Source organism: Streptomyces sp. Ru71 (genome assembly GCF_002920535.1).
Classification (GTDB): domain Bacteria; phylum Actinomycetota; class Actinomycetes; order Streptomycetales; family Streptomycetaceae; genus Streptomyces.
Genome location: NZ_PQSS01000040.1, coordinates 1 through 26414 on the forward strand (window position 1 = coordinate 1; position 26414 = coordinate 26414).

The following is a 26414-nucleotide window of genomic DNA, read 5'->3' on the forward strand; positions in this document are numbered from 1 at the left end:
TCGGGGCCGGGGTGGGGGGTGTCCGTCCTCGGTCCGGCCCACTGTCTCCGACACGGTGAGGGTCGGCGGTGCCGGCCGCTGCGGGCGGACACCCCCCACCCCGTCCCCTTCCCGCCGTGGGCGGCTGCGGCCCGCCATCGGCTTAGCTGGCGGCCGCCGCGCGGGGCGGCACCCGTATCCGCATAGCTGCGGGCAGTCGTGCCTCCCCCAGTGCCTTAAGGGCCTGGGAGGTGCCCCCAGGGCGGCACGGGTGGGCGCTGGGGGTCCCCCCTGCTCGAAGAGCTTGGGGGAGGCACCCCGTCGCGCCGGGTTGCGCGTACCACCCCCGGCCCGCTGGGGCGCCGGGGACCTGGAAATGCCGGGCTTCGTGACCTACCCCCGGCCGGCGGAGGCCCGTGGTCAGCTGTGGGCTGCCAGGACGCCCGAGGCGAAGGACGTGTCGCAGACCGGGCGGGCGAAGGACTGGGCTCGGGACGGGCCGTAGACCCGGACCGCGGCGCGGCCCAGGGCACGGGCGATGGAGGCGCAGTGCTTGGCCAGCGACGGCTTGTCGTTGACGACCTGCTGGAGGTGGGTGAGGGCGATGCCGGGGTCCTTCTGCTGGAGCTCGGCCAGCAGTTGGTCGCGCAGGACGTCCTGAGGCGCGCGGCGGGCGGTGTTCTTGGCGTCCGCACGCGTCACGTCGGTGGCGGTGAGCACCGAGTCCGAGGGGTTCCCGGACCAGTTGACCCGGGTGACCGCGAGGGTCCCGGAGAGCACCATGACGACGGGCAGGACGAGGGCGAGGGTGCGGCCGATCCGGCGGGCGGGGCCCCGATGGCCGCGTCGGGTCTGTTGGGTGGTGGAGTGCTTCACGCGTGTGAGGGTAGCGCCCGGTAATGATTTGGCGACATTTAGTCACCTGTTCGGGGGATGGGAGAGGGGGGATTTTTGGGTAGCGGGTTGACGGGCAGGGGTCGAAATGGGGTATTTGCCGGGGTATTTGTCGACAACGAGAAGGGCCCCGCGGCAGTTCGCGGGGCCCTCTTCGTCAACCTGGGTGAATCACCCGGGATTTTCCGGGTGTTCAGTCCGACAGGCGAGCGCCCGTCGACGTGGAGAACACGTGGGTCTCGCCCGAGCGCGGCACGACGTGCAGCGTGCTGCCCTTCTCCGGGACCTCACGGCCGCCGACGCGGACGACGAGGTCCTTGGTCTCGCTGCCGACCTTGGCGGTGCCGTAGACGAACGCGTCGGAGCCCAGCTCCTCGACGACGTTGACGGTGACCGCGACACCGAGGTCGGAGTCGGGGCCGGCCACGTCGAAGTGCTCGGGGCGGACGCCGACGGTGACCGTCTTGTCGGTGGTGGCGGAGAGGGCGTCGCGGTCGACCGGGACGACGCTGTTGCCGAACTTGACGCCGCCGTCGGTGATCGGGACCTCGACGAGGTTCATCGCCGGGGAGCCGATGAAGCCGGCCACGAAGAGGTTGGCGGGCCTGTCGTACATGTTGCGCGGGGTGTCCACCTGCTGGAGCAGGCCGTCCTTGAGGACCGCGACGCGGTCGCCCATGGTGAGGGCCTCGACCTGGTCGTGGGTGACGTAGACCGTGGTGATGCCCAGGCGGCGCTGGAGGGAGGCGATCTGGGTGCGGGTGGAGACGCGGAGCTTGGCGTCCAGGTTGGACAGCGGCTCGTCCATGAGGAAGACCTGCGGCTCACGGACGATCGCGCGGCCCATCGCCACACGCTGGCGCTGACCGCCGGAGAGCGCCTTCGGCTTGCGGTCCAGGTACTGGGTGAGGTCGAGGATCTTCGCGGCCTCCTCGACCTTCTGCCGGATCTCCGCCTTCGGCACGCCGGCGATCTTGAGCGCGAAGCCCATGTTGTCGGCGACCGTCATGTGCGGGTAGAGCGCGTAGTTCTGGAACACCATGGCGATGTCCCGGTCCTTCGGCGGCAGGTGCGTGACGTCGCGGTCGCCGATGCGGATCGCGCCGCCGTTGACGTCCTCCAGGCCCGCGAGCATCCGCAGGGAGGTGGACTTGCCGCAGCCGGACGGACCGACCAGGACGAGGAACTCCCCGTCGGCGATCTCGATGTCCAGGGCGTCGACGGCGGGCTTGTCGGAACCCGGGTAGATCCGGGTCGCCTTGTCGAACGTGACAGTGGCCATGGTGAATGGGCCCCCTTCTACCGGCAGGAACGTGCCGGACGATCCGTTGTAGGAAGGTGGTTGGTGTAGTCCACGCAGGTGAACTGGCTCAGGACGGTACCTGGCGTTCACCTGGTCTGTCAGTAGGTGGGCCCCTGTGAACTTCGCGGAAATTTTCGATCGGGGCGCCGCGCGAGGTGGGTACACTGCACGGGCGTGTCCGTGCGCACGGACACGGGCCTCCTTAGCTCAGCTGGTTAGAGCGCCGCTCTTGTAAAGCGAAGGTCGTCGGTTCGAATCCGACAGGGGGCTCTGGGAAACTCGCCCTGACCTGGGGTTCTTCCGGGTGGGGTGGTCTTTCGGCCTCGGGCTTCTTGTCCGGGGCCGTTTGTGTGTGTGGGGGAGGCGGCGGCAGGGGCGGCTAGGGCTCGCGGTAGTACACGTCGTGGGGCGGGAGGTGGCCGGCCGTGAGGTAGGTGCGGATGGTTGCGTTCACGCACGCGTTGTTCTCGCCGACCGTGTGGTGGTGGCCGCCCTGGAGGGTGACTAGGCGGGAGCTCGGGAGCAGGCTTCGCAGGGTCCGGGCGCCCTCGTAGGGGGTGCGGGGGTCGCCGGTTGTCGCGGCGAGGAGGACGGGCGCGTCCTTGTCCACGGTGGTGGGCTGCTCGCGCGGAGGCGTCGGCCAGAAGGCGCAGGGCGTGATGTTGTGCACGGCGGGTCCGAAGAGCGGGTGGGTGCGGCGGCTGCGCTGGATGTCGTGCCAGTAGGTCTCCGGGTCGCGCGGGGCGGCGACGTCGCCGCACAGGACGGCGGTCGCGGCACTGCCGTACGCGGAGTCCGCTCCCGTGGTCAGGAACGTCAGCGTGGTTCTTAGGTCCGTGCTCGGGAGCGCCGGTTTGCGGCCGGCGGCCTTCGCGAGCACGGTCAGTGTGTCGGCGAGAGCCTTTCGGGCTCCGTCCGAGTCGTCGGCCAGGCCCGAGACCAGCAGCGTCGGAATGATCGTGTCGTCCACCCGGAACACCTCCGGGGGTACCCCGATGATCAGTGGCTCCTGCGCCGCGGCCCGTTCGATGCCGTTGATGCGGTCCAGTACCTCGGCGCGTGTCCGGCCGAGCCCGTACGCGTCGTGGCGGTCCGCTGCCCAGGTCGCCCAGGCGGAGAGTGCCGCCTCGTTCGCCGGTGCCGTGTCCCTCAGCAGCCGGGTGTCGTAGCGCAGGGGGTTCACGGGGCCGTCGAAGACGGCGCGGTCGAAGCGGCCGGGGAACAGCTGGGTGTAGACGGTGCCCAGGTAGGTGGCGTACGAGAAGCCGTAGTAGGAGATCCGGTTCTCGCCGAGGGCGGCGCGTACGACGTCGAGGTCGCGAGCTGCGTTTCGGGTCGTCACGTACGGCAGGAGGGTCGGCTGTGTACTGCGGCAGCGGTCGGCCAGGTCCTTCTGGAAGGCCACCTGGCGTTCGAAGCTGCCCCGGGTGAGGCCGGCCGAACGGAACGCGAAGCCGGTGGGCCACTCGCAGTCGAGAGGTTCGCTGCGCCCGACGAACCGCGGGTCGTAGCCGACGACGTCGAAACGGGAGGCGATGCCCGCGAGGGAGGCAGGCGGTTCGGCACCCGCCGAGAGTGCCGAGTCGCCCGGGCCGCCGGCGACCAGGACCAGGGTGCCGATCCGGTGCGCGGTGTCGGTGGCCGCGATCCGTGACACGGCCACCGTGGTCGTACGGCCGCCGGGGGCGTCGTAGTCGAGCGGGACGGTGATCGCGGCACACCGCGCACCGTTGCGCTCCAGCCTCTTCCCGATCTCGTCGTGCGGGCCCCGCACACAGCTCGTCCACTCGACGTGCTGGTGGTGGTAGCGCTCCAGCGGGTTCGCGGGCGCGCTCGCGCCCGTCAAGGAGATGAGGAGCCCTGCGACGCCGATCAGCGAGCGGCGGATTCCGGTGATCACGTTCGTCACGCTAGGTGTCATGGCCTGGGGCTGCCTGCCAGGTTCACCCGCACGGCCGTGTCGCCGTCCATGTGCCTCGTACGAGCGAATCCCTCCGCGAAAGCCGCCCGCCGCTGCTCGCCGGTGACGATGATGACGCCCGGCGGGCTTCGGGGCGGAAGGGCGGGCGACGGTGAGCGGGACGAGGGCGCGGCTGCTGCTGCGGGTGCTGGCCGACAGCGGCGCGGACCCGGAGGCGGCGGAGCGACAGCTCCGATGGCTGTGGGAGGAACTGGCGGAGCTGGACGTCGACTCGCTCTCCTCGGTCACGGCGACGGAACCGGTTCCCGGCGCGAAGGGCGATGGCCAGGTGGTCGGCGCCCTGCTGGTGACGCTGTCGCAGTCGCCTCAACTGCTGACGGCGGTGCTCGACGTCGCGGGCCAGTGGCTCGGCCGGCTGCGCGGTGCGCCCTGCACGGTGCGGATCGAGCTGGACGGGGACGTACTGGAGCTTTCCCACGCCTCGGCGGAGCAACAGGAGCGGCTGGTCGAGGCGTTCGTCGCCCGTCATGCCCGATGACTCCGGGCCCGGGCCGCTTCGCGCTGATCATCGCGAGCGGCACCTTCGACGATCCCGCCTTCCGGGCGCTGCGGGCTCCGGCCCAGGACGCGGCGGAGCTCGCACGCGTGCTGGGCGACGACCAGGTCGGCGGCTTTTCCGTGCAGACCTCGGCCGACGAGCCCATGCACCTGGTGCTGGAGCGCGTCGAGGAGTTCTTCGCTGATCGCAGCCCCGGGGATCTGCTGGTGCTGTACTTCACCGGTCACGGCGTGAAGGACGACTCCGGCGAGCTGCACTTCGTCTGCCGCACCACCAAGTTGAACCGCCTCGCCTCCACCGCCGTGTCGGCCGCGTTCGTCAACCGCTGCATGGACCGGTGCCGGGCCCGGAGCATCGTGCTGCTGCTGGACTGCTGCTACAGCGGGGCGTTCGCCCGGTCGATGCTGGCCAAAGCGGACGGGACCGTACAGCTGGCCGAGCAGTTCCCGGGCCGGGGCCGGGCCATCGTCACGGCCTCACGCGCACTGGAGTACGCCTTCGAAGGCGGTGAGCTGACCGGCTCATCCGGTGTCCCGCAGGCCTCTCACTTCACGCACGCGCTGGTCACCGGCCTGGACACCGGCGCGGCCGACCGTGACGGCGACGGGCTGATCACGCTGGACGAGCTGTACGACTTCGTGCACGAGCGCGTCCGGGAGGTCAGCCCGCGCCAGACTCCGGGACTGTGGCAGCTCGGCGTGGAGGGCCGCCTCGTCATCGCCCGCTCCCGCACCGCCCCGGCCGACGCCCGGCTCACCGACGTACTGCAGTCCACGGACGGGCCACTGAGACCGGTGACGCTGACCGCGCCCGCCCGCCTGATGGTGTGGCAGACGGTGCTGCTGGCCGCGTGTCTGGGCCTCATGCTGGAGGGATTCCTGCACGGGGCGTTCCTGCGGGCGAGCTTCTTCCTGTTCCTCGCCTGGGCGGCCGGCGACGCCCTGCACCGTTCCATGGGCGGCGTGTGCTTCTCCGACGACGGCATGCTGGTGCGCTCCGCACTGCGGACCCGGCTGATCCCGTGGCGGGAGGTCGTCGGCGTCGAGGCCCTGCGGACCCCCCTGGGCCGCTCGGTCCTGGTGCACCGTGTGACCCTGCTGAACCACGGCCGGCGGACCATCCTGCCCTCCCCGCGCACCCACGTGTTCGCGCGCGACGCCGACTTCGACGCCAAGGTCGCGGCGATCCAGCGGTGGCGGGACCGCCTGTCGTCCGCGCCGCGCACCGCTCCGACGGGCGCCGTGCGCCGCCTGTGGTACCTGTGCGCCTACCTTGCCGTGCCGGTCATGCTGCTCGCCCAGAGCCTGGTCTTCGAGGGCGCCTACTGGAGCCAGCCCTGGTGGCCCTGGCGCCACGAGGCGGCATCCCTCCCCCACCCGTGCGACCTCTTCACGGCCGCCCCGGCCCCCGCCGCACTCGTCGGCGAGGGGGAAGGCATGCGCAGCGGGCGCGACGAGCACGAGCGGGCCTGCGGGTGGCGGAGCAGGACCGGCCCCGACCCCGAATTCACGCTGACGCTGCGCCGCTTCGACTACGAGCTCCTCAAGACCGGCAGCGACAACGCCCGCGACGACTTCGACCAGAAGCTCGGGTGGCCGGCAAGCCTGCGGCGGCCACTCACGCACCTCGGTGAGAAGGCGTACATGACCAACCCGGACTATCTGCGCCCCGACGGCATGAACCACATCGTCGTCCTGGTCCTCAGGGCGAACGTCGTCGTGGAGGTCACCTACGACGGGAAGATGCCGCCCGGCCCGGCCGCCGAGCACGCCGAGCGGATCGCCCGAACCACGATGACCCGCATCGACCATTCCTTCCAGCACCGTCTGCTCGGTCTGATCAAGGTCTGATCAACCTCCGATCCGGCCGCGCCCGGGTGGCCTGACCCGGGCTTCGGTCACTGCGTGCCGAGCTTCTCCAGCGCCTCGTCGGTCAGGCGGTACACCGTCCACTCGTCCTGCGGGCGGGCGCCGAGGGACTCGTAGAAGCCGATCGCGGGCTCGTTCCAGTCGAGGACCGACCATTCCAGGCGCTGGTAGCCGCGCTCCACGCAGATCCGGGCCAGTTCGGTGAGCAGGGCCTTGCCGTGGCCGGCGCCGCGGGCCTCGGGGCGTACGAAGAGGTCTTCCAGGTAGATGCCGTGCGTGCCGCGCCAGGTGGAGAAGGAGCGGAACCACAGCGCGAAGCCGACCGCCTCGCCGGTGTCGTCGTCCTCGGCGATGTGCGCGAAGGCGGCGGGGGCGTCGCCGAAGAGGGCGGCGTGGAGCTGGGCGGGGGTCGCCTTCGCCTCGTCGGGGGCCTTCTCGTAGGCGGCGAGTTCCCGGATCAGGGTGTGGATGACGGGGATGTCGGCGGCAGTGGCGGGGCGGATCATCGGGGCTCTTTCTCTTGTGTGGCGGATCAGGCGGAGGGGGTGTCCGGCCGGGTCGGCGGTGCCGCCGAGCCGGCACTGGTGGTCCTCGGAGTGCGCAGGCGGCGGGCGATGTCGAGCTGGTCCAGGTCCAGGGGGCGGCCGTCCTTGATGTCCCACAGGGCGTTCTGCAGGAGGCGGCCCAGGGTCCAGGCGTGGGCGCGGTCGCGGTCCAGGCCCATGACCGAGGTCATCGCGTCGAAGCGCCGGCGGATGTCGTCGGGGTCGTAGCGGTTGTCGAGGGCCGGCCAGAGTTCGAAGCCGGGGTCGCCGGCCAGGGGCTTGGGGTCGATGGCGAGCCAGTCGGCGCGGTCGGCGGCCAGGACGTTCTCGTCGTGCAGGTCCCAGTGCAGCAGACGGTCGCCGGGCTCGTCCGCGACCTCGCGTACGGCGGCGGCGCAGTCGGCGAGGATGCGGCGGGCCTGCGGGTCGGGGACGCGCGGCAGTGCCCGGGGGGTCTCGTCGAGCATCCGGTGCGCGATGTCGCCGAGCCGGCGCAGGCCGGGCGGGGCGGGGGTGGCGTTGAGGTGGACCAGCAGACGGGCGATCACCTCGACGGCCTCGTGGACGTCGGGGAGGTGGGCGAGCATCCGGGTGGGGTCGAGGCGTTCCAGGAGCATCGTGCCCGTGGCCTCGTCGTGCTCCAGGAGCCGTACCGCGCCGTCGCCGTCCCACAGGCGCAGGGCGACGGGTTCACCCGCGCTCTCCTCGTCCAGGAGCTGGAGCTTGAGCACGGCCGGGGTGCCGTCGGCGCGGACCACGGGCAGGACCAGGGCGCACACCCCGTACATCGACGGGCCGTCCAGCCGCAGCCGCCAGCGGTCCAGGAAGCCGGCCGCCAGGTCCGGCAGGGCCGCGATGAACGCCCGGCCCGCCTCCCCGTTGTACTCCGCCTGTGACGCCGCGAGCTCGCCCGGAATGTCGATCACCTGCCGGACGATACTGCCGTGCGTGAATCGGCTCATGCGAATTACGCGGGGCGCACGCCGGGTGGGGGACTGGGTGCGCGGTGCGCCGGGGACGTATGTCTGGCTGCTCATCCTGTTCGTCACCACGGTCGCCCTGCACCACATGTCGCCGGAGTTCGAGCGGGAGTTCCTGCGGCAGCGGTCGACGAACCTGGAGGAGCTGTCCCGCAACCCGGTCCGGGTGCTGATCGCCAGCGCGATGTGGATCGACGGCGGGCACTGGGTGCCGTACGCCGTGCTGTACACCGTCTTCCACGCGCCGGCCGAGCGCTGGCTGGGGACGGTGCGCTGGCTGGTGGTGTGCGCGGCGGCGCATGTGCTGGCGACGCTGATCAGCCAGGGCGTGCTGCTGGTCGCCATCGACCGGGGGCTCGCCCCGCACTCGGAGGCCGACGCCCTGGACATCGGCGTGAGTTACGCGCTGGCGGGCGTGGTGGGGGTGCTGACGTACCGGATTCCGGCGCCCTGGCGGTATGTGTACGTCTTCGCGGTGCTGGTCTTCTACGGGCTTCCGCTCGCGGCCGGACCGACCTTCACCGATCTCGGGCATTTCGTGTCCGTGCTGATCGGGCTGGCGTGTCATCCGCTGACGCGGGGCCGGGAAAGAACACGGAATCCGAAGGAGACAGCACTCCCCGACTAGGGCTAACGTCCGGGCTCATGAGCAGCAGTGTCGTGAACGGCGGCATTTCCTTCTGGTACGCGGACGACGGCCTTCCGGCGGTGCGGGAGCCGCTGCCCGGGGACGCGTCCGCCGACGTGGTGATCGTCGGCGGCGGGTACACGGGGCTGTGGACCGCGTACTACCTGAAGAAGACCGCTCCCTTCTTGCGGATCACCGTCCTGGAGCAGAAGTTCTGCGGCTACGGCGCCTCCGGGCGCAACGGCGGCTGGCTGTACAACGGCATCGCCGGCCGCGACCGGTACGCGAAGCTGCACGGCCATGAGGCGGCGGTGCGGTTGCAGCAGGCGATGAACGACACCGTCGACGAGGTGATCGCGGTCGCCGAGGCGGAGGGCATCGACGCCGACCTCCACAAGGGCGGTGTGCTGGAGGTGGCGACCACCCCGGCGCAACTGGCCCGGCTGAAGGCCTTCCACGCGGCGGAGGCCGCCTTCGGGGAGAAGGACCGGGAGCTGTACGGCGCCGAGGAGACCGCCGAGCGTATCCGTGTCGCGGACGCCGTCGGCTCCACGTGGACGCCGCACGGGGCGCGGCTGCATCCGGTGAAGCTGGTCAAGGGGCTCGCGGCGGCGGTGGAGGCGCTGGGGGTCGCGATCCACGAGTCGACGCCGGTGACGGAGATCCGTCCCAAGCACGCGGTGACGCCGTACGGGACCGTGCGCGCCCCGTACGTGCTGCGCTGTACGGAGGGCTTCACCGCCTCGCTGAAGGGGCAGCGGCGGACCTGGCTGCCGATGAACTCGTCGATGATCGCCACGGAGCCGCTGAGCGAGGAGCAGTGGGAGCGGATCGGCTGGGCCGGGCGGGAGACGCTGGGGGACATGGCGCACGCGTACATGTACGCGCAGCGGACCGCCGACGGGCGGATCGCCCTGGGCGGGCGCGGGGTGCCGTACCGCTTCGGTTCGCAGACCGACAACGACGGGCGTACGCAGGCCGCGACGATCGCGGAGCTGCGGGAGATCCTGGTGCGGTTCTTCCCCTCGCTGGCGGGGGTCGGTATCGAGCACGCCTGGTCGGGGGTGCTGGGGGTGCCGCGGGACTGGTGCGCGACGGTGACGCTGGACCGGTCGACGGGGCTGGGCTGGGCCGGGGGGTACGTCGGCTCGGGCGTCGCCACGACGAACCTCGCGGCGCGTACGCTGCGGGATCTCGTCCAGCTGGACTCCGGGCAGGGTGGGCGTACGGAGCTGACCGAGCTGCCGTGGGTGGAGCATCGGGTGCGGAAGTGGGAGCCGGAGCCGTTTCGGTGGCTGGGGGTGCATGGGCTCTACGGGGCGTATCGCTTCGCGGATCGGCGGGAGCGGGAGCGGCACCTTGCGGCGTCGTCTCGGGTGGCTCGGGTGGCGGATGTGGTGACGGGGCGGCATTGAGTTGCCGGGCGCGGGTTCGGTGCCGTTGACCGTGAAAGCCTGCGGCGGCCCGTTGCTGTTGCGTCGTGGCTGGTCGCGCAGTTCCCCGCGCCCCTTGAATGCCCGCGGTGTGTTCAGGCCACCGATTCCGGTACGGGGGCTTCCGTCTGGGTGCCGTGGGCCGGGGGGCGGACGGTGACCATGAGGCCGGCGACCAGGCCCGCCAGGAGCATGACGCCGGCGGCGCACCAGATGGCGACGGTGTAGCCGTGGACGACGCCCTCGCGGACGATCAGGGCCCGCTGGGCGGGGCCCCGCAGGTGGGCGGTGATGTACGCGGCGCTGCTGGTGGTGGCGATCGTGTTGAGCAGGGCCGTGCCGATGGAGCCGCCGACCTGCTGGGAGGTGTTGACGGTCGCCGAGGTGACGCCGGAGTCCTGGGGCGCCACTCCCGCGGTGGCGGTGGAGAACACCGGCATGAAGGTCAGACCCATGCCGAGGCCCATCAGCAGCAGCGCGGGCAGGATCTCCGTGGTGTAGGAGGAGTCCACCGTCATCTGCGTGAGGATCACCATGCCGCCGGAGGCCAGGATCATCCCGGGCACCATCAGCATGCGCGGGGCGACGTGGGGCAGCAGGCGGGCGGAGATCTGGGTGGAGCCGACGATGATCGCGGCGGTCAGCGGCAGGAAGGCCAGGCCGGTGCGGACCGGCGAGTACCCGAGGATGACCTGGAGGTAGTAGGTCATGAACAGGAACAGGCCGAACATGCCTATGACCGCGAGCATCATGGTCAGGAAGCAGCCGGCGCGGTTGCGGTCCTTGATGATGTGCAGCGGGAGCAGCGGGCTGGGGGCCTTGGTCTGCCACCACACGAACGTCGTCAGCAAGGCGATGCCAGCCGCGAACAGGCCGAGGACCAGGGGGTCCGTCCAGCCGCGCGGCTGGGCCTCGCTGAAGCCGTAGACGATCGCGACCAGGCCGCCGCAGCCCAGGACGACACCGGGCACGTCGAGGCGGACACCGGCGTGGCCGGGGCGGTCGTGCAGCAGGGCGAGCGCGCCGACGACGGCGATCACGGCGATGGGCACGTTGACGTACAGGCACCAGCGCCAGTTCAGGTACTCGGTGAGCAGCCCGCCGACGATGAAGCCGATGGCAGATCCGCTGCCGGCGAGGGCGCCGTAGATGCCGAACGCCTTGCCGCGCTCCTTGGGGTCGGTGAACGTCGTGGTCAGCAGGGACAGCGCGGAGGGGGCGAGGACGGCGGCGAAGACGCCCTGCAGGGCGCGGGCGCCGAAGAGCATGCCCGCGCTGGTGGCGGCGCCGCCGAGCGCCGAGGCCACGGCGAAGCCGATCAGCCCGATGACGAAGGTGCGTTTGCGGCCGACGAGGTCGGCGACACGGCCGCCGAGCAGGAGCAGTCCGCCGAAGGCGAGGGTGTAGGCGGTGATGACCCACTGCCGGTTGGCGTCGGACATGCCCAGGTCGCGCTGTGCGGAGGGGAGCGCGATGTTCACGATGGTGGCGTCCAGGACGACCATCAGCTGGGCGAGGGCGATGATCACCAGGCCCCACCAGCGGTGGGGGTCGGCCCCCGTCGCCGGTTGACCTGTTCGGGTGAAAGTCACCCGGCCAGAAGACCACGAATCAGGACGTATTGCATCCCGGAGTATGTGCTTGCTGTTCATGGCTCCAGGACCACCTTTCCGGTTGTGCGTCGGGTCTGGAGAGCGCGGTGCGCGGCGGCCGCCTCGGCGAGCGGGAAGCGCTGCACGGCGGGGGTGAGCCGGCCCGCGGCGGCCTCGGCGAGGGCGCGCAGTTCGAGGGTGCGCAGGGGGTCGGGGCCGCCCGCCCTGGCGAGCATCGCCGGGCCGAGAACCTGTTCGGAGACGCCGTCGACGAGGTAGGCCTTGCCGTCGCGGATGCCTTCGGCGGACCAGCCGAAGACCAGGTGCCGCCCGCCGGGGCCGAGCAGCGCCACGGTCTCCCGGGCCACGTCGCCGCCCACGCCGTCGAAGACGACGGTGGCGGGCCGGCCGCCCAGGAAGGCGCGGACCTTGCCGGGCCAGCCGGGGTCGGTGTAGTCGACGGCGAGGTCGGCGCCGTTCGCCTCGACCCGGGCGGTCTTGTCCGGGCCGCCGGCGAGGCCGACGACGGTGGCGCCGGCGTTCTTGGCGTACTGCACCAGCAGGGTGCCGACACCGCCCGCCGCAGCCGGGATCACGGCGACGGAGCCGGGGCCGAGGTCGGCGAACTGCGCGATGCCCAGCGCGGTGCGGCCGGTTCCGATCATGGCCACGGCCTGGGCCGGGTCCAGGGTCCCCGGGATCTCGTGCAGACGGGCCGCGTCGGTGACGGCCAGCTCGGCGTAGCCGCCGGGGGCGAAACCGAGGTGGGCGACGACGGCCTTGCCGAGCCAGGACGGGTCGACGCCGTCGCCGAGGGCGTCGACGGTGCCGGCGACCTCACGGCCGGGGACCGTCGGCAGGGCCGGGAGCTCGGGCAGGGGGCCCTGCATGCCCTCGCGCAGGGCGGTGTCCAGAAGGTGCACGCCGGCCGCGGCGACGGCGACACGGACCTGGCCGGGGCCGGGTACCGGGTCCTCCACCTGCTCGTAGGTGAGGTTCTCGGCCGGGCCGAAGGCGTGGAGGCGGATCGCGTGCATGGGGTCCCCCGTTCGAGGTCATGAGTACGGACGCGGTCCACTGTTCGACCTCAAGCGCGCTTGAGGTCAAGCGTCTGCCCGCGCCCCAGCGCCAGCGACACTGCCGTCAGCGCGCTGGTGAAGGACACCTCCGACAGCACACCCGGCGCGGCGACCTGGTCCCCGGCGAGGTAGACGCCGTTTCCGCGGTCGATCGCGGGGCGGTCCCGCCAGCTCGTGCCGGGCAGGTCCACCGCCCCCGTCCGGCCCTCGGCGGTGGCCTCCCGCCGCCAGGTGACCCGCTCGCGCCAGCCGGGGAAGCCCAGGTCGAGCAGGTCCTCGGCGCGGGCGACGCCGTCGGCGCGGCTCTCGTGCGGGGCGAGCGGGATCTGGCCCTGGATGAGCTGCTCGCCGGCCGGGGCGAGGGTGCGGTCCTGCGCGCTGAACCGCTCGATCCATCCGGGCGCGTCGAGATCGGACACGGCGAAGGCGTCCCCGCGCCGGTTGCTCACCGCCAGGTCGATCAGGGCGGTGCGGCCGCTCGGCCAGGCCAGGGAGTCGTCCTTCAGCAGCAGACGGGCGGCGGCCAGCGAGGTGGCGACGACGACCGGGGTGTCGGTGGGCAGCGTGTCGACGCGCGACAGCGTCTCGATCCGGACGCCCAGATTCCAGGCGCGGGCGGCCATCCGGTCGATCACACTCGCCCAGCCGCCGCGCGGATAGTGCGCCTCCGGCGGCAGCTTGGTGGCCCGGCGCAGCCGCTCCCGCACGAAGGCCGCGGACAGGGAACCGGGGTCGTGGTGGAAGAGGGCCACGGCCGAGTAGTGCGCGGCGGCGCGGGCGCCCTCCTCCCCGGCGATGCCCGTCGCCCAGCTGAGGAAGTCCATGTCGACGGGCGCCTGCGGCAGCCGCGGGCGCAGCAGCTTGAGCATCGAGAACGGCGGGGTGCGGCGCAGGACGCCCTGATGCCGCAACCGCAGCCGGGCCGCCTCCAGGGGCGGCAGCGGCGCGAGCGGCCCGATCAGGTCGCGCTGCTGGAGCCAGGTCCAGTGCGGGCCGCCGTTGTAGAGGGCGTGCGGCCCGTCGTTCGTCCGGTACGGGCCCTCGGCCGTACGGGCCCGGCCGCCCAGGGTGTGGTGCGCCTCATACACGGTGACGGCGGCGCCGGCCTCCGCGGCGGTGATGGCCGCGGTCAGTCCGGCGAATCCGCCGCCGACGATGGTGATGCGGTGCATGTCGGTGTCTCCCTCTGCTGGGTTCCACCTCTATGACCCAGCAGGCGCCGTAAATGTGACACCCACGGCCTTTGCCCAGGTCAGGGCGATTGTCAGTGCCGCGGTGCAGCATGGGGGCATGGCAAGGGGAGCGCGTGGCGGGACGAAGGCGGCGCGGCGGCCGGAGGTACGGCTGCCGGAGCTGACGGGGTACGACGGAGAGGGCCTGGAGCCCGACGGGGACTACGACGGGCTGGAGTTCGCCGCGGCCGACCTCAGCGGGGCCGACGGGGCGGGCGCCAGCTTCATGGACTGCGCGCTCAGAGGGTGCGTGCTGGACGGGGCACGGCTGCACCACGCGCGCGTGCTGGACTGCGTGCTCGCGGATGTCCGGGGCGTGGGTACGAACCTGGCGGACTCCACGCTGCGGGACGTCGAGGTCACCGACCCCCGGCTCGGTGGTGTGCAGCTGCACGGGGCGGTGCTGGAGCGGGTCCTGATCAGCGGTGGCAAGATCGACTACCTCAACCTGCGCGGTGCCCGGCTGCGGGACGTCGTCTTCACCGGCTGTGTCCTGGTCGAGCCGGACTTCGGGGGAGCCCGCCTGGAGCGGGTGGAATTCACCGACTGCGCGGTGAGGGGCGCCGACTTCAGCGGAGCCACGCTGACAGACGTCGACCTGCGTGGAGCGGCGCCCCTGGAGATCACCAGGGGCTTGCAGAACATGTCCGGCGCGGTGATCAGCACGGCTCAACTACTGGACTTGGCCCCGACGCTGGCAGCGGCCCTGGGCATCAGGGTGGAGGGCTGACCGAACGGAGGTCACGTGGTTGCCCGGCGCTGTGGCGGGCCGGGGGTGGGTGGCGCAACCCGGCGCGACGGAGTGCTGCTGCGCCCACCCGTGCCGCCCCAGCGGCACGACTGCCCGCAGCTAGGTGAGCCACGACGGCGCGGCACCCGCGTACGGCGCGAAGGGGACGGGGTGGGGGGTGTCCGCCCGCAGCGGCCGGCACCGCCAACAGCTAGCGCGTCGGGGACAGTGGGCCGGACCGAGGACGGATACCCCCCACCCCGGCCCCGACCCACAACGAACCGCAGGCGCTACACCAGCCACGACGCGACAGCGACGGGCCGCCGCAGGCATGAAAGGGGCGCGGGGAACTGCGCGACCAGCCACCACGCACCCGCAACGGGCCGCCGCAGGCACCCCGCAGGCACCCCCGGTCAACCCCCCCAGCACCACCCGAAACCCCTCGATCGTGCGCCGCCGCATCGTCAGGAACGCCAGCCACGAGCCGTCGGCATAGTGCACACGGAACCGCGCCATCAGCTGCAACCGCGGCCGGCGCTCGACACGGGCCACCCAGCCACGCGGCACTTCCCACACAGCCGTACCGTCACTCGGGCGGACCAGACCGACACGCTGGTCGGTGACCCGCAGCAGCAGTGCACCACCCCCGGTGTCCGGCAGCTGCGCCGCCACGCTGCCGACCCCACCGTTCACGGCTCCGACGTTCCGCACCAACTGGTCACCGAGCTGCCCCCCGACCTTCCCGTGGCCATGGAAGTTCAGCTTCACACCCTTCGCGCTCTTCGCCGGGACGACGACACCGTAGGCCAGGAGCTGCTCGCCGGCCGCGAGCCCGGTCAGCGCGGACCGTTCGTGAAGAGACATGAGCATGACCATAGAACAGCGGCCGCTCACGACACCCGAGGGAACCGCGCCTGAAGGGTCCAGATCGCCGGGTTCTCCGCCAGGTCCTCGTGCATATCGCACAGGTCGGCGATCAGATCGTGCAGAAAGTCCCGCGCCTCCCGCCGCAGTTCCGCGTGGGAGAAGCTCAGCGGCGGCTCCTCCACCGGCACCCAGTCCGCCGTGATGTCCACCCAGCCGAACCGCCGCTCGAACAGCATCCGGTCCGTGGACTCGGTGAAGTCCAGCTCCGCACGCTGCGGCCGGGCGGCACGGGAGCCGGCCGGGTCACGGTCGACCCGCTCGACGATGTCGCACAGCGCCCACGCGAAGTCCAGCACCGGCACCCATCCCCAGGCTGTGGACAGCTCCCGGTCGGACTTGGTGTCGGCGAGGTACACATCCCCGCAGAACAGGTCATGCCGCAGCGCGTGGACGTCCGCGCGCCGGTAGTCCGTCTGCGGCGGGTCCGGGAACCGGGTGGAGAGGGCGTAGCCGATATCGAGCACGTAGGCGATGGTGTCACGCCGCGCCACGGCCCCGGACCGAACCCGAAACCCCCGGGACCGCTCTAGCCGGGTGAACGCCTCCGCGACCCTAGGATTTCCGACGTGTCCCGAATCGCGCCCGTCGTCCCGGCCCTCCTGCTCACGCTCACCCTGGCCGCCTGCACCGGCGGTGGCGGTGTGGACGGCACCCCGGGCGGCTCCGGACTGCGCGACCCGTACTTCCCGAAGGCCGGCAACGGCGGCTACGACGTCACCCACTACGCCCTGACTCTCGCCTACGACCCCACCGCCCGCCACCTCACCGGCACCGCGGACATCACCGCCCGCGCCGGCAAGGACCTGTCCGCCTTCGACCTCGACCTCAAGGGCCTCACCGTCCAGGACGTCACCGTCGACGGCGCCGCCGCCCGTTTCAGCCGGGCCGGCCAGGAACTGACCGTCCGCCCCCGCGACGAACTCGACCGGGGCAAGCCCTTCCGGGTCACCGTCCGCTACGCCGGCACCCCCGAGACGATCACCGACGCCGACGGCTCCCAGGAGGGCTGGCTGTACACCGAGGACGGCGCGCTGGCCCTCGGCGAGCCGGTCGGCTCGATGGCGTGGTTCCCCGGCAACCACCACCCGTCCGACAAGGCGTCGTACGACATCACGGTCACCGTGCCGCAGGGCCTGACGGCCGTGTCCAACGGGGAACTGGCCGACCGGACCACCCGGGACGGGCGCACCACCTTCCACTGGCGTACCGCCGAGCCGATGGCGAGCTACCTCGCCACCGTGGGCATCGGGCGGTACGAGGTCCACGACGGCACCGTCGGCGAGGACCGGCTCCCGGTGTACACCGCCGTCGACCCTGTCAGCGCCAAGGACAGCGCAGCGGTGCTCGCGCAGCTGCCCGAGATCATGGACTGGCTGCGCTACAACTTCGGCCCGTACCCCTTCTCCTCCACCGGCGCGATCGTCGAGCGGGAGGAGGACGCCGGATACGCCCTGGAGACCCAGAACCGGCCCGTCTTCCCCGGCGCCCCGGACACCATCACCCTCGTCCACGAGCTGGCCCACCAGTGGTACGGCGACTCGGTCACGCCGAAGACCTGGCAGGACATGTGGCTCAACGAGGGCTTCGCCCAGTACGCGGAGTGGCTGTGGGCCGAGGACCACGGCGGAAAGAGCGCCCAGCAGCGGTTCCAGGAGCTGTACGACCACGGGGAGGACGAGTACGAGGACCTCTGGGACTTCCCGCCGGGCAAGCCCCGCAGCGCCGCGGAGATCTCCGCGAACCCCGTCTACCAGCGCGGCGCGATGGTCCTGCACAAGATCCGCCAGACCGTCGGCGACGACGCCTTCTACGACCTGGTCCAGGGCTGGGCCGCCGCCCACCGCCACGCCAACGCCTCCACCGCCGACTTCATCGCCTACGTCGAGAAGCAGGCCCCGGACAAGGACTTCTCCGGCATCTGGCGGGACTGGCTGTACGGACAGGGACGGCCCGCCCACGCGTGAGAAGGGCAGGGACGGCCCGCCCACGCGTGAGGAGGCCAGGGCGGCCCGCCCAACGCGTGAGACGGGCCGCCCGGCGAAACCCCCGAAGTGACGGGGCTAGTTGACGTTGACCGCCTTCCAGGCCGCCGCCACCGCGTTGTACTCCGCGCTGCCGGAGCCGTAGAGGTCGGCCGCGGCCTGCAGGGTGCCGGTGCGGGCGCCGGCGTAGTTGGTGGTGGAGGTGAAGTACGTGCTCAGGGCCTTGTACCAGATCTGGTAGGCCTTGTCCCGGCCGATCCCGGTGACCGTGGAGCCGTCGTAGGTCGGCGAGTTGTAGGAGACGCCGTTGATCGTCTTGGCGCCGCTGCCCTCGCTGAGCAGGTAGAAGAAGTGGTTCGCCACGCCCGACGAGTGGTGGACGTCGAGGCGGCCGACCGTCTTGGACCAGTAGTCGGCGGACGAGCCGTCCTTGCTGGGCTTGTCCATGTAGCGCAGCGGCGTGCCGTTGCCGTTGATGTCGATCTTCTCGCCGATGAGGTAGTCACCCGGGTCGGCGGCGTTGTTAGCGAAGAACTCCACCGACGTGCCGAAGATGTCGGAGGTGGCCTCGTTCAGACCGCCGGACTCCCGGCTGTAGTTGAGGCCGGCGGTGGCCGCGGTCAGACCGTGGCTCATCTCGTGTCCGGCCACGTCCAGCGAGGTCAGCGGCTTGGCGTTGCCCGCCCCGTCGCCGTACGTCATGCAGAAGCAGCTGTCGTTCCAGAAGGCGTTGACATACGCGTTGCCGTAGTGGACCCGGGAGTAGGCGGCGCGGCCGTCGCCGGCGATGCCGTTGCGGTTGAACGCGGCCTTGTAGAAGTCCCAGGTGACGGAGGCGCCGTAGGCGGCGTCCACGGCGGCGGTCTGCCGGTTGGCGACCGTGCCGTCGCCCCAGGCGTCGTCGGCGTCGTGGAAGAGGGTGCCGGTGCCGGTGGTGCCGCCGTTCAGGTCGTACGTCTTGTGGCCGCCACGGGCGCCGTCGACGAGGTCGTAGCCGCCGGAGGCGGCCGTGGAGTTGACCGGGACGGTGCCGCTGTACTGGCTGGTGCCCGTGCCGGTGTCGATCGCCTCGTAGGAGTAGATCTGCTTGCCGGTGGTGGCGTCGCTGATGACGTGCAGCTCGCTCGGGGTGCCGTCGTGCTGCAGGCCCTTGACGACGGACTCGTAGGCGAGGACGGGCTTGGCGCCGGCCGCCCAGATCACCGTGCGGGCGCCGGCCGCGGTGGCCTTCGCGGAGTCGGCGGCCTTGACCGCGTTGGCCTTGGCGGTGGTCGCCGAGACGGCCGGGTCGGTGGAGGCCACGGCTATCCGCGCCGCGGTGGCCTTGCTGACGCCCTTGAGCGCGCCGGACTTGGACACGTGGGTGACCAGGTCGCCGCCGAGCACGGGCAGGCCGGCGTAGGTGCGTTCGTAGCGGGTGTGGGTGGTGCCGTCGGCGTCCTTGACCACGTCGCGGACGACGAGCTTCTCCTGGGCGCCGAGCCCGAGTTCACGGGCGGTGGAGGCGGCGGAGTCCTGGGCGGACCTGAGGGCCTCGGCGCGGGCGGAGGCGGTCAGGGGGAGAGCGGTGGCGCCGTTGGTGTGCGTGGGGGCCGCGGTGGCGGCGCCGTTCTGCACGGCGAGGACGACCATCGCCGCCGAGCCGATCAGGGCGGCGGCGCGCAGGCCGGTGGAGCGAGAGGTGGGACGGTTGGGGTGTCTCACTCGGTCTCCTTCGTCGCTGGCCTCGTGGGGTTGAGGCACAGGTGGGGCACTGGTGGGGCACAGCGTGCAGCGGCGAGGAGAGAGTGACACCGGGACCCTGGTGTTTGACAGAGGGCCGTCAAGACTTTACGTGTTTGTATCCGAATGCCGTGGCGCGGAATCCGCTATCCGGACGTCTGACGAAAAGTCAAGTACTGATGACAACAGCGGAATTGGGGGCCGGAACGTCACTGCGCCAGCTGCTTGCGCAGTACGGCGCAGGGGCGGCCCCGGTCGCGGTCCGGGCGGTGGTCGATCACCTCGTAGCCGAGGGAGGTCCAGAAGGCCAGCGCCTTGGGGTTGTTGGCGAGGACGGCGAGACGTGCGGCGGTGCGGCCCGCCTGACGGAAACGGTCCTCCACGGCTTCGGCGAGCCGGCGGCCGTACCCCTGCCGGTGCACCCGCGCGTCGACCATGAGCAGTCCGATCCACGGGTCGGGGTCCGCCGGGTCGGGATGGTGGGCGAGGGTGATGGCCATGCCGACGAGCCGACCCTGGCTGCGGGCCAGCAGCACCTCGGCGTCCGGATGCGCCAGGTCGCCGGCCAGCTCGGCCGCCACCTGCTCCGGCCGGATGTCGTCCGGGTCCGGGAAGTCACCGCTGAGGGCCTGGAACTCACGGTTGGAGGCGTAGAGGGCGGTCAGCTCGGTGAGCAGAGGGGCCGGGATGTCGTGGTCGGGGGTGCTGGAGAGGGGTTCGAGGATCACGGGGGCAACGTAGCGCGCGGGGAGCGGGGGCTCAGGGGGTTTTCCGGGCGGGCCCGGTGCCGCCGTGCCGCGGTACGCGCGGGGTGCTTCTCGGGGTGTGGGCGCGCTGGGGCCCGGCGGGTGGCCGGGCCCCTCGACGCGGGGTGGACGGGTCAGACGTTGACGCCGAAGTCCTGGGCGATGCCGACCAGGCCGGAGGCGTAGCCCTGGCCGACGGCGCGGAACTTCCACTCGGCGCCGTTGCGGTACAGCTCGCCGAAGACCATGGCCGTCTCGGTGGCCGCGTCCTCCGACAGGTCGTAGCGGGCGATCTCGGCGCCGCCGGCCTGGTTGACGATGCGGATGTAGGCGTTGCGGACCTGGCCGAAGTTCTGGCCGCGGTTCTCGGCGTCGTAGATCGAGACCGGGAAGACGATCTTGTCGATGTCGGCCGGGAGGGCGCCGAGGTTGACGTTGATGGCCTCGTCGTCGCCGGCGCCCTCGCCGGTGCGGTTGTCACCGGTGTGGACGATGGAGTTGTCCGGGGTCTGCTTGTTGTTGAAGAAGACGAAGTGGGCGTCGGAGTAGACCTTGCCCTGCGCGTTGACCGCGATCGCGGACGCGTCCAGGTCGAAGTCCGTGCCGGTCGTGGTGCGGACGTCCCAGCCCAGGCCCACGGTGACGGCGGTCAGGCCCGGAGCCTCCTTGGTGAGCGAGACGTTGCCACCCTTGGACAGGCTTACTGCCATGGTCGGGAGTCCTTCCTCGATGCGCTGTGTGTACGCGGCTTCGCACTGTGCACGAAGCTACCTTCACCCCAGTCAACGTCGAGGGGGCCCCGCCTGGTTCCTGCTTCCTTTACCTTTTTTACCCACCGGGAAATCCGGGTGACGTGGACCGTGCGGAGCCGGGAACATGGACGGCATGTCCGGTCCCCATCTCATCCGCGGCTCCGTCGCGCTGCCCGAGGCCGAGCTGATGTGGCGCTTCTCGCGGTCGTCGGGGCCCGGCGGGCAGCACGTCAACACGTCCGACTCCGCCGCCGAGGTCCGCTTCGACCTCGCCCGCACCGAGGCGCTGCCCGAGGTGTGGAAGCGGCGTGCCCTTCAGCGGCTCGGGCCGCGCCTGGTCGACGGCGTGATCAGCGTGCGCGCCTCCGAGCACCGCTCCCAGTGGCGCAACCGCGAGTCCGCCGCCGTACGCCTGGCGGCACTGCTCGCCGAGGCGACGGCCCCGCCGCCGAGGCCGCGCAAGCCGACCCGCGTTCCGCGCGGCATCAACGAACGCCGGCTGCGGGAGAAGAAGCAGCGCGCGGAGACGAAGCGGGGGCGGTCGGGGCGGGACTGGTAGGAGGCCTTGCGCTCCGCGCCCCCGGCGTGGGCTTCGAGCGCTGCCTCACCGGGTGGGGCGGGTGGTCGGCCGTCGGGTCAGCCGTCCACGGCCCGGGCGAGGACGAAGCCGCCTGCCTGCATCTCCTCGCACAGGGACCGGCAGGCGCCGAAGTGTTCGGCGAACTCGGGCTTGTCCTGCCATGCCTTCATCGACTCGGTGTCCCGCCAGGAGGCGAAGGACACGTAGTGATTCGGATCGGACAGGTCGTGGATCAGGCGGGCGAAGAGGAATCCCTCGTTGGCTTCCTTCGTCCAGTCCAGGAAGGCCGCCCAGCGGGTCTCGAACTCCTCGCTCTTGCCCTCGGATACGCGCCAGCTGCCTGACGACCAGAACTTGTTGGCTTCGGACATCGCACACCGTCCTCGGTACGAAGGTCCCCTCTCCAGCCTAGGCCGCGGGGACTTTCAGCACCCCCACGGTCTGGTCCCCGCTGATCTCCCCGGTCGTGCGGAAGCCCAGGCCCAGGTAGAAGTCCTCCGGGCCGTCGGGGCCGGGGTGCCAGCTGACGTACATCCGGTCGGTGCCCCTGCGGCGCAGCTCCTGAGCGACCGAGCGGACCGCGAAGCGGCCGTAGCCGCGGCCCTGGGCGTCCGCCGCGATGTTCAGGCGCCACAGGCCCGAGCGGAAGACGGTGCCGTCGCCGTGCCAGTCGATGTCGAAGAAGGCCATCAGGAAGCCGACCGGCCGCTCGCCGTCGACGATCAGTCGCGGCCAGGCGACGCCGTCGGGATGGACGTACGCCTCGGCGAGGGACTGCATCACGGGGGAGACCGCGTGCTCCTGCTCGGGCCGCACCCGGATGCCGACGGCGGCGTCGAAGTTCTGCGGGGTGATCTCTACGAGGTGAACCACCGGGGCACGATAGACACGCCCCCGCTCATCCGACCACGGGATTTCCCCCCCACCCCCCGGCCCGGCGAAGCCCGGCCCGGGGCAGATTGGGCCGGCGGGCCCGACCCGGCTCGGCGCCGCGATGCTCGGTCCAGCGCCCGCGATGCTCGGTCGGCCCCATAAGGCCAGCCGGCCCGGCAGAGGCCGGCCTGGCGCCCGCGATGCCCGGCCGGGCGCACGAGCTTGGCCCAGCTCGGTAAAAGCCCGAGCCCGGCCCGCAAAGCCCGTTCGCGTCCCAACCCAACAAAAGCCCAGCTCGCCCCCGCAATAGCCCGGCCCCGGCCCGGCAAACTCCGGCTCAGCCCAGTTGGCGGTACCTGCCCTTGAAATACATCAGTGGGCCGCCGTCCGCGCTCGGGACGCGGGCCGTCAGGACGTGGCCGATCACCAGGGTGTGGTCGCCGGCCGTCACGCGTTGTTCCGTGCGGCATTCCAGGGTGGCCAGGGCGCCGCCGACCAGCGGGGCGTGGGTGGCCTCGCCGCGGACGTAGGGAATGTCCTCGAAGAGCAGGCGGTCGCTGATGCGGCCCTTCATCGCGAAGCGGCCGGCGATGTGGCGCTGGCTCTCGGCGAGGACGGAGACGCCCCACAGCGGCTGCTCGGCGAGCAGGTCGTCCATGCGGGAGCCCTCCCGCAGGCTGACCAGGACCAGGGGCGGGTCCAGGGAGACCGACATGAACGCGGTGGCGGTCATGCCGACGTCCTCGCCGGTGGGCGCGTTCGGGTCGTCGGGGTCGAGCGGCGGCTCCTGCGCGGTCACCAGGACCACGCCCGCGGCGAGCCGGGACATGGCGGCGCGGAACTCGTCGTGGGTCACCCCCTCAGCATGCCCGGCGGGGACGGGCGCGGTGGGGGAGGGCACGGCAGGGGAAGTCTTCAGCACGCTGGAAACGCTAGTCTCCGCTTCACAGGCCCCGCATCGGTCCCCGGACCGGCAACGGACCGGGGGCGACCTAGGACTCCGGCCCTAAAACGGCGCCCGATGGCGCATACTCGCAAAGTGTCCGTTCGGTTAACGCACGGGAAAAACACAGAAACTCCACTTCATTGTTCACGTTTTGCTGTGACTTGAGTCACAAGGGCCAGGAAATGTTGACCCTGTGTACCGAGTGAGCAGCGCGCTGTGATTCAGTGGCGAAAGACGCTGCACAGCATCACGAAGGCAGGACCAAGGCGGGACGCCGCAAGGCGGAGACGACCGAACGCCGACGACAACCCTTGATTCGCTGCGAAGTCTCGGGGGGAGGGCGAGCATGGAGACCGAGTCGGAACCCTATGTCCGTCTTGCGTCCCTGCGGCAGCTGCACCAGGTCATGGCGGACATGAACACCGCCCGCAGCCTGGCGGACACCTTGCAGACCGTCGCCGACGGCGTGGTCACCGCGCTCGGCTACGAGCTGGCGTGCGTCAACCTCGTCCGCCCCGACGGAGACCTGGTCGTCGCCGCCTTCGCCGGGAACCCGGCCGCCGAGGCCCTCATCACCGGCCGCGTCGGCTCACGCGACTCCTGGGACCGCCGCCTGGCGATGGGCGAGCAGTGGGGCGACCTCGTCTTCATACCGCACACCGAGGGCTGGGTCCTCGACGACGACGACGTCCCGCAGTGGTACACCGACGGGCCCGCGCCCCGCTTCGAGGACGAGTGGCACCCCTCCGACCGGCTCTTCGCCCCCATGTACGCGCCCGGTGCCCAGGGCGGCCCGCGCGGCGAGCTGATCGGCGTGCTGTCCGTGGACCGGCCGCGCAACGGCCGCCGGCCCGGCGCCTGGGGCCGCGAGGCCCTGCAGATGTACGCCTTCCAGGCCGCCATCGCGATATCCAACGCCCGGCTGCGCTCCAACATGCAGCGCGCCCTGGTCCGTCTGGAGCGCGAGCAGCAGGCTCTGCGCGCCAGCGAGGAAAGCTTCCGGCAGGCCTTCGAGTACGCCCCCTCCGGCATGGCCATCGCCGAGATGGGCGGCGACCAGCACGGCCGCATCCTGCGCACCAACGACGCCCTGTGCCGGCTGCTCGGCCGCCCCGCCTCCGCGATGCGCCGCTACTCCTTCTCCGACCTCGTCCACCCCGAGGACATCGGCACCCTGCTGCGCACCTCCGCCGAGGGCGGCCGCGCGGAGCTGAGGCTGGGCCGCCGTGACGGGACCTACGTCTGGGTCTCCCTGCGCAACTCCGTCGTCGCCGACACCGCCGACGGCCCCCGCTTCCTGCTCACCCACGTCGAGGACATAGAGGAACGCAAGCGCCGCGAGCTCCAGCTCGCCCACCGCGCCTCCCACGACTCCCTCACCGGCCTGCCCAACTCCGCCGAGCTGCGCTCCCGCCTCGCCGCCCGCCTGTGCCGGCGGCCCACCACGGCCCACGCGGCGGCCGACGCGTACGACTCCTTCGACACCGCCGACACCGGCTTCAGCCATGCCGCCGCCTTCGACGCGAACGGCCACGGCTTCGCGGTCGGGCAGGGCGCGGACGGCTACGACGCCTTCGACCACCATGTGCACACCGTCGCCCCCGAGGGCGACCGGGACGACGGCACCAAGGGACTCGCGGTCCTCTTCTGCGACCTCGACGGCTTCAAGTCGATCAACGACCGGTTCGGGCACAACGCCGGCGACGCGGTCCTCATCGAGGTGGCCAGACGGCTCAGCAACGGCGTGCGCGACGGCGACACCGTCGCCCGGCTCGGCGGCGACGAGTTCGTGATCCTCGCCGACGGCCTCGGCCGCGCCGACGCGCAGGACCTCGCGGTACGGCTGCGCAACGAGATCATCCAGCCGATCCGGGCCGAGGGCCGGGCCGTCCGGGTGGGCGCCAGCTTCGGCATCGGCTGGGCGCACTGTGGCATGACGGCCGACGAAGTCCTCAAGTCGGCCGACGAACGTATGTACGTCGAGAAACGATCTCGTCCCAAACAGCACCGCCGCGCGGGGTGAACCGCAGGTCAGCGCGGTGGGGGGCGAAACGGTGCGGTCGGTGTCACCCGTTTGGGTCTTGCAGAGCGGGTAGGCTCGCCCTCTGCCACACCCCACACCAAGGACCGCATCCGCCCCCCACCTGTTGAGGAGAACGAAGGGATGACGCCCGGCAACAACGGCCCGAGCACCCCCGAGGACGACGACCCGTTCGGTTACCTCTACGCCGACGGCCAGGCCAGGGGTGCCCAGCCGCCCACGGGCGGCTACGGCTACCCGAACTCCGTCAGCCGGGTGCGCACCGTCGGGGAGCGGCAGTACGGGCAGCAGGCGCCGTCCGCCCCCTACGGCCAGGTCCCGCAGCAGCAGGGTGCCTACGGCAGGCCGAACGCGCACTACGCGGCGCCGGAGACGCTTCCCGGCGGCGCCCCCACCGCTCCCCAGCACCAGCAGCCCGCCGGCGGGTCCGGCGGGCGCGGCCGTGGCCCCAACACCAAGGGCCTGCTGATCGGCGCCATCGCCGTCGTCGCGGCCGTGGTGATCGGCATCGGCGTGGCGATGATGAACGGCAGCCCGGACGACAAGAAGGACGACCAGGCCACCGCGGCCCCCTCCCAGTCCCAGCAGAACACCACGCCGAGCCCGTCGTCGAGCGAGAGCGGGGACGCGGAGGTGAAGCTGCCCACCATCGACGCGAAGGCGCTCCGCCTGGAGGGCGGGGCGACGCTGGCGTCGGATGTGAAGGGTGCCAAGGCGGACGGCGGTGTCTATGTCGCCGGCTTCAACGCCGTTGGCGCCAAGGTCACGTGGACGGTCAACGGCATCAAGGAGAAGGGTTCGTACCGCCTCTACGTGCGGTACGGCATCCCGGGTGCCGACGCCAACGCCACCCTGTCGGTCAACGGCACCCCCAAGACCCAGCCGCTGAACATGAAGAACTTCGGCGGTACCCCTGCGGGCGACTGGGAGAAGGGTTGGCAGAACACCTGGGCCGTCGTGAACCTGACCGAGGGCACGAACACCATCGAGCTCTCCTGCCAGCAGGGCAATCAGTGCAACGCCGTGCTGGACCAGATGTGGCTCACCACGGACCCTCCGGCCTGACGACGCCGCCCGCACCCCGCCGGAGCGCGGGGCTCGG

At 71.6% G+C, this 26414-nt stretch carries 24 protein-coding genes and 1 tRNA gene; 10 read left to right on the forward strand and 15 right to left on the reverse strand.

Annotated elements, in window-relative coordinates; genetic code table 11:
• Positions 1–399 precede the first annotated feature (399 nt).
• Together C3489_RS22630 and C3489_RS22635 are read right to left on the reverse strand one after the other, a co-directional pair.
• Positions 400–855 (reverse strand): hypothetical protein, encoded by a 456-nt coding sequence (locus C3489_RS22630; protein WP_103783869.1) that lies wholly within the window; start codon positions 853–855, stop codon positions 400–402.
• A gap of 211 nt (positions 856–1066) precedes the next feature.
• On the reverse strand, positions 1067–2155 hold the full coding sequence (locus tag C3489_RS22635; RefSeq protein ID WP_103783870.1) for an ABC transporter ATP-binding protein: 1089 nt from the start codon (positions 2153–2155) through the stop codon (positions 1067–1069).
• A 217-nt stretch (positions 2156–2372) separates the two neighbouring features.
• On the opposite strand from C3489_RS22635, the gene C3489_RS22640 reads away from it, so the two are divergent.
• A tRNA-Thr gene (locus C3489_RS22640) sits at positions 2373–2446 on the forward strand.
• Positions 2447–2555: 109 nt separating this feature from the next.
• On the opposite strand, the gene C3489_RS22645 is transcribed toward C3489_RS22640, so the two are convergent.
• Complete coding sequence (locus tag C3489_RS22645; RefSeq protein WP_258054906.1) at positions 2556–4076, reverse strand: alpha/beta hydrolase; 1521 nt, start codon at positions 4074–4076, stop codon at positions 2556–2558.
• A gap of 172 nt (positions 4077–4248) precedes the next feature.
• Between C3489_RS22645 and C3489_RS39885 the strand changes: the two genes are divergently transcribed.
• Positions 4249–4635, forward strand: a complete 387-nt coding sequence (locus C3489_RS39885; protein WP_181139792.1) for a hypothetical protein — start codon at positions 4249–4251, stop codon at positions 4633–4635.
• Positions 4632–6506, forward strand: a complete 1875-nt coding sequence (locus C3489_RS22650; protein ID WP_181139793.1) for a caspase family protein — start codon at positions 4632–4634, stop codon at positions 6504–6506. The genes C3489_RS39885 and C3489_RS22650 overlap by 4 nt, the downstream gene beginning before the upstream one ends.
• 47 nt (positions 6507–6553) lie before the next feature.
• On the opposite strand, the gene C3489_RS22655 is transcribed toward C3489_RS22650, so the two are convergent.
• Both C3489_RS22655 and C3489_RS22660 read right to left on the reverse strand, forming a co-directional pair.
• Positions 6554–7030 carry a GNAT family N-acetyltransferase gene (locus tag C3489_RS22655; RefSeq protein ID WP_103783873.1) on the reverse strand — a complete coding sequence of 159 codons (477 nt, stop codon included), beginning with the start codon at positions 7028–7030 and terminating at the stop codon, positions 6554–6556.
• A 26-nt stretch (positions 7031–7056) separates the two neighbouring features.
• Positions 7057–8031 (reverse strand): aminoglycoside phosphotransferase family protein, encoded by a 975-nt coding sequence (locus C3489_RS22660; RefSeq protein WP_103783874.1) that lies wholly within the window; start codon positions 8029–8031, stop codon positions 7057–7059.
• Between C3489_RS22660 and C3489_RS22665 the strand changes: the two genes are divergently transcribed.
• Entirely contained in the window at positions 8030–8677 is a 648-nt protein-coding gene (locus C3489_RS22665) for a rhomboid-like protein (protein ID WP_181139794.1), read from the forward strand. The two genes, C3489_RS22660 and C3489_RS22665, sit on opposite strands and share 2 nt — an antisense overlap.
• Before the next feature lie 17 nt (positions 8678–8694).
• A complete protein-coding gene (locus C3489_RS22670; protein WP_103783875.1) occupies positions 8695–10092 on the forward strand; it encodes an FAD-binding oxidoreductase in 1398 nt (465 codons plus the stop codon).
• Positions 10093–10205: 113 nt separating this feature from the next.
• On the opposite strand, the gene C3489_RS22675 is transcribed toward C3489_RS22670, so the two are convergent.
• The 3 genes from C3489_RS22675 to C3489_RS22685 are packed head-to-tail and all read right to left on the reverse strand — an operon-like array spanning position 10206 to position 13953.
• Positions 10206–11702, reverse strand: a complete 1497-nt coding sequence (locus tag C3489_RS22675) for an MFS transporter (RefSeq protein WP_374936765.1) — start codon at positions 11700–11702, stop codon at positions 10206–10208.
• Positions 11703–11758: 56 nt separating this feature from the next.
• A complete protein-coding gene (locus C3489_RS22680; RefSeq protein ID WP_103783877.1) occupies positions 11759–12739 on the reverse strand; it encodes a zinc-binding dehydrogenase in 981 nt (326 codons plus the stop codon).
• Positions 12740–12789: 50 nt separating this feature from the next.
• Positions 12790–13953: an FAD-dependent oxidoreductase gene (locus C3489_RS22685; RefSeq protein ID WP_103783878.1), complete on the reverse strand. Its 1164-nt coding sequence runs from the start codon at positions 13951–13953 to the stop codon at positions 12790–12792.
• Positions 13954–14071: 118 nt separating this feature from the next.
• Here C3489_RS22685 and C3489_RS22690 point away from each other — a divergent pair, with 118 nt between their 5' ends.
• Complete coding sequence (locus C3489_RS22690) at positions 14072–14743, forward strand: pentapeptide repeat-containing protein (protein ID WP_103783924.1); 672 nt, start codon at positions 14072–14074, stop codon at positions 14741–14743.
• Positions 14744–15633: 890 nt separating this feature from the next.
• Here C3489_RS22690 and C3489_RS22700 read toward each other — a convergent pair.
• A complete protein-coding gene (locus C3489_RS22700) occupies positions 15634–16134 on the reverse strand; it encodes a hypothetical protein (protein ID WP_103783925.1) in 501 nt (166 codons plus the stop codon).
• A 102-nt stretch (positions 16135–16236) separates the two neighbouring features.
• Here C3489_RS22700 and C3489_RS22705 point away from each other — a divergent pair, with 102 nt between their 5' ends.
• Positions 16237–17634, forward strand: coding sequence for a M1 family metallopeptidase (locus tag C3489_RS22705; RefSeq protein ID WP_103783880.1), 1398 nt, complete (start codon positions 16237–16239; stop codon positions 17632–17634).
• Positions 17635–17730: 96 nt separating this feature from the next.
• Here the strand turns inward: C3489_RS22705 and C3489_RS22710 are convergent, their stop codons facing one another.
• From C3489_RS22710 to C3489_RS22720, 3 genes are all read right to left on the reverse strand, one after another.
• Complete coding sequence (locus tag C3489_RS22710) at positions 17731–19284, reverse strand: M4 family metallopeptidase (protein WP_103783926.1); 1554 nt, start codon at positions 19282–19284, stop codon at positions 17731–17733.
• 299 nt (positions 19285–19583) lie between these two features.
• Positions 19584–20102, reverse strand: a complete 519-nt coding sequence (locus C3489_RS22715) for a GNAT family N-acetyltransferase (protein WP_103783881.1) — start codon at positions 20100–20102, stop codon at positions 19584–19586.
• Between the two features lie 152 nt (positions 20103–20254).
• Entirely contained in the window at positions 20255–20830 is a 576-nt protein-coding gene (locus C3489_RS22720) for a TerD family protein (protein WP_103783882.1), read from the reverse strand.
• 166 nt (positions 20831–20996) lie between these two features.
• On the opposite strand from C3489_RS22720, the gene arfB reads away from it, so the two are divergent.
• A complete protein-coding gene (gene arfB, locus C3489_RS22725; RefSeq protein ID WP_103783883.1) occupies positions 20997–21431 on the forward strand; it encodes an alternative ribosome rescue aminoacyl-tRNA hydrolase ArfB in 435 nt (144 codons plus the stop codon).
• Positions 21432–21508: 77 nt separating this feature from the next.
• Here arfB and C3489_RS22730 read toward each other — a convergent pair whose 3' ends face one another.
• The 3 genes from C3489_RS22730 to C3489_RS22740 all read right to left on the reverse strand — a co-directional run bounded on the left by C3489_RS22730 (position 21509) and on the right by C3489_RS22740 (position 23247).
• Positions 21509–21823, reverse strand: a complete 315-nt coding sequence (locus tag C3489_RS22730; protein ID WP_103783884.1) for an antibiotic biosynthesis monooxygenase family protein — start codon at positions 21821–21823, stop codon at positions 21509–21511.
• A 37-nt stretch (positions 21824–21860) separates the two neighbouring features.
• Positions 21861–22325, reverse strand: coding sequence for a GNAT family N-acetyltransferase (locus C3489_RS22735; protein ID WP_103783885.1), 465 nt, complete (start codon positions 22323–22325; stop codon positions 21861–21863).
• Between the two features lie 337 nt (positions 22326–22662).
• Entirely contained in the window at positions 22663–23247 is a 585-nt protein-coding gene (locus tag C3489_RS22740) for a flavin reductase family protein (protein ID WP_103783886.1), read from the reverse strand.
• A gap of 370 nt (positions 23248–23617) precedes the next feature.
• Here C3489_RS22740 and cdgB point away from each other — a divergent pair, with 370 nt between their 5' ends.
• Complete coding sequence (gene cdgB / locus C3489_RS22745; RefSeq protein ID WP_103783887.1) at positions 23618–25294, forward strand: diguanylate cyclase CdgB; 1677 nt, start codon at positions 23618–23620, stop codon at positions 25292–25294.
• A gap of 141 nt (positions 25295–25435) precedes the next feature.
• A complete protein-coding gene (locus tag C3489_RS22750; RefSeq protein ID WP_103783888.1) occupies positions 25436–26377 on the forward strand; it encodes a carbohydrate-binding protein in 942 nt (313 codons plus the stop codon).
• Positions 26378–26414: the final 37 nt, after the last annotated feature.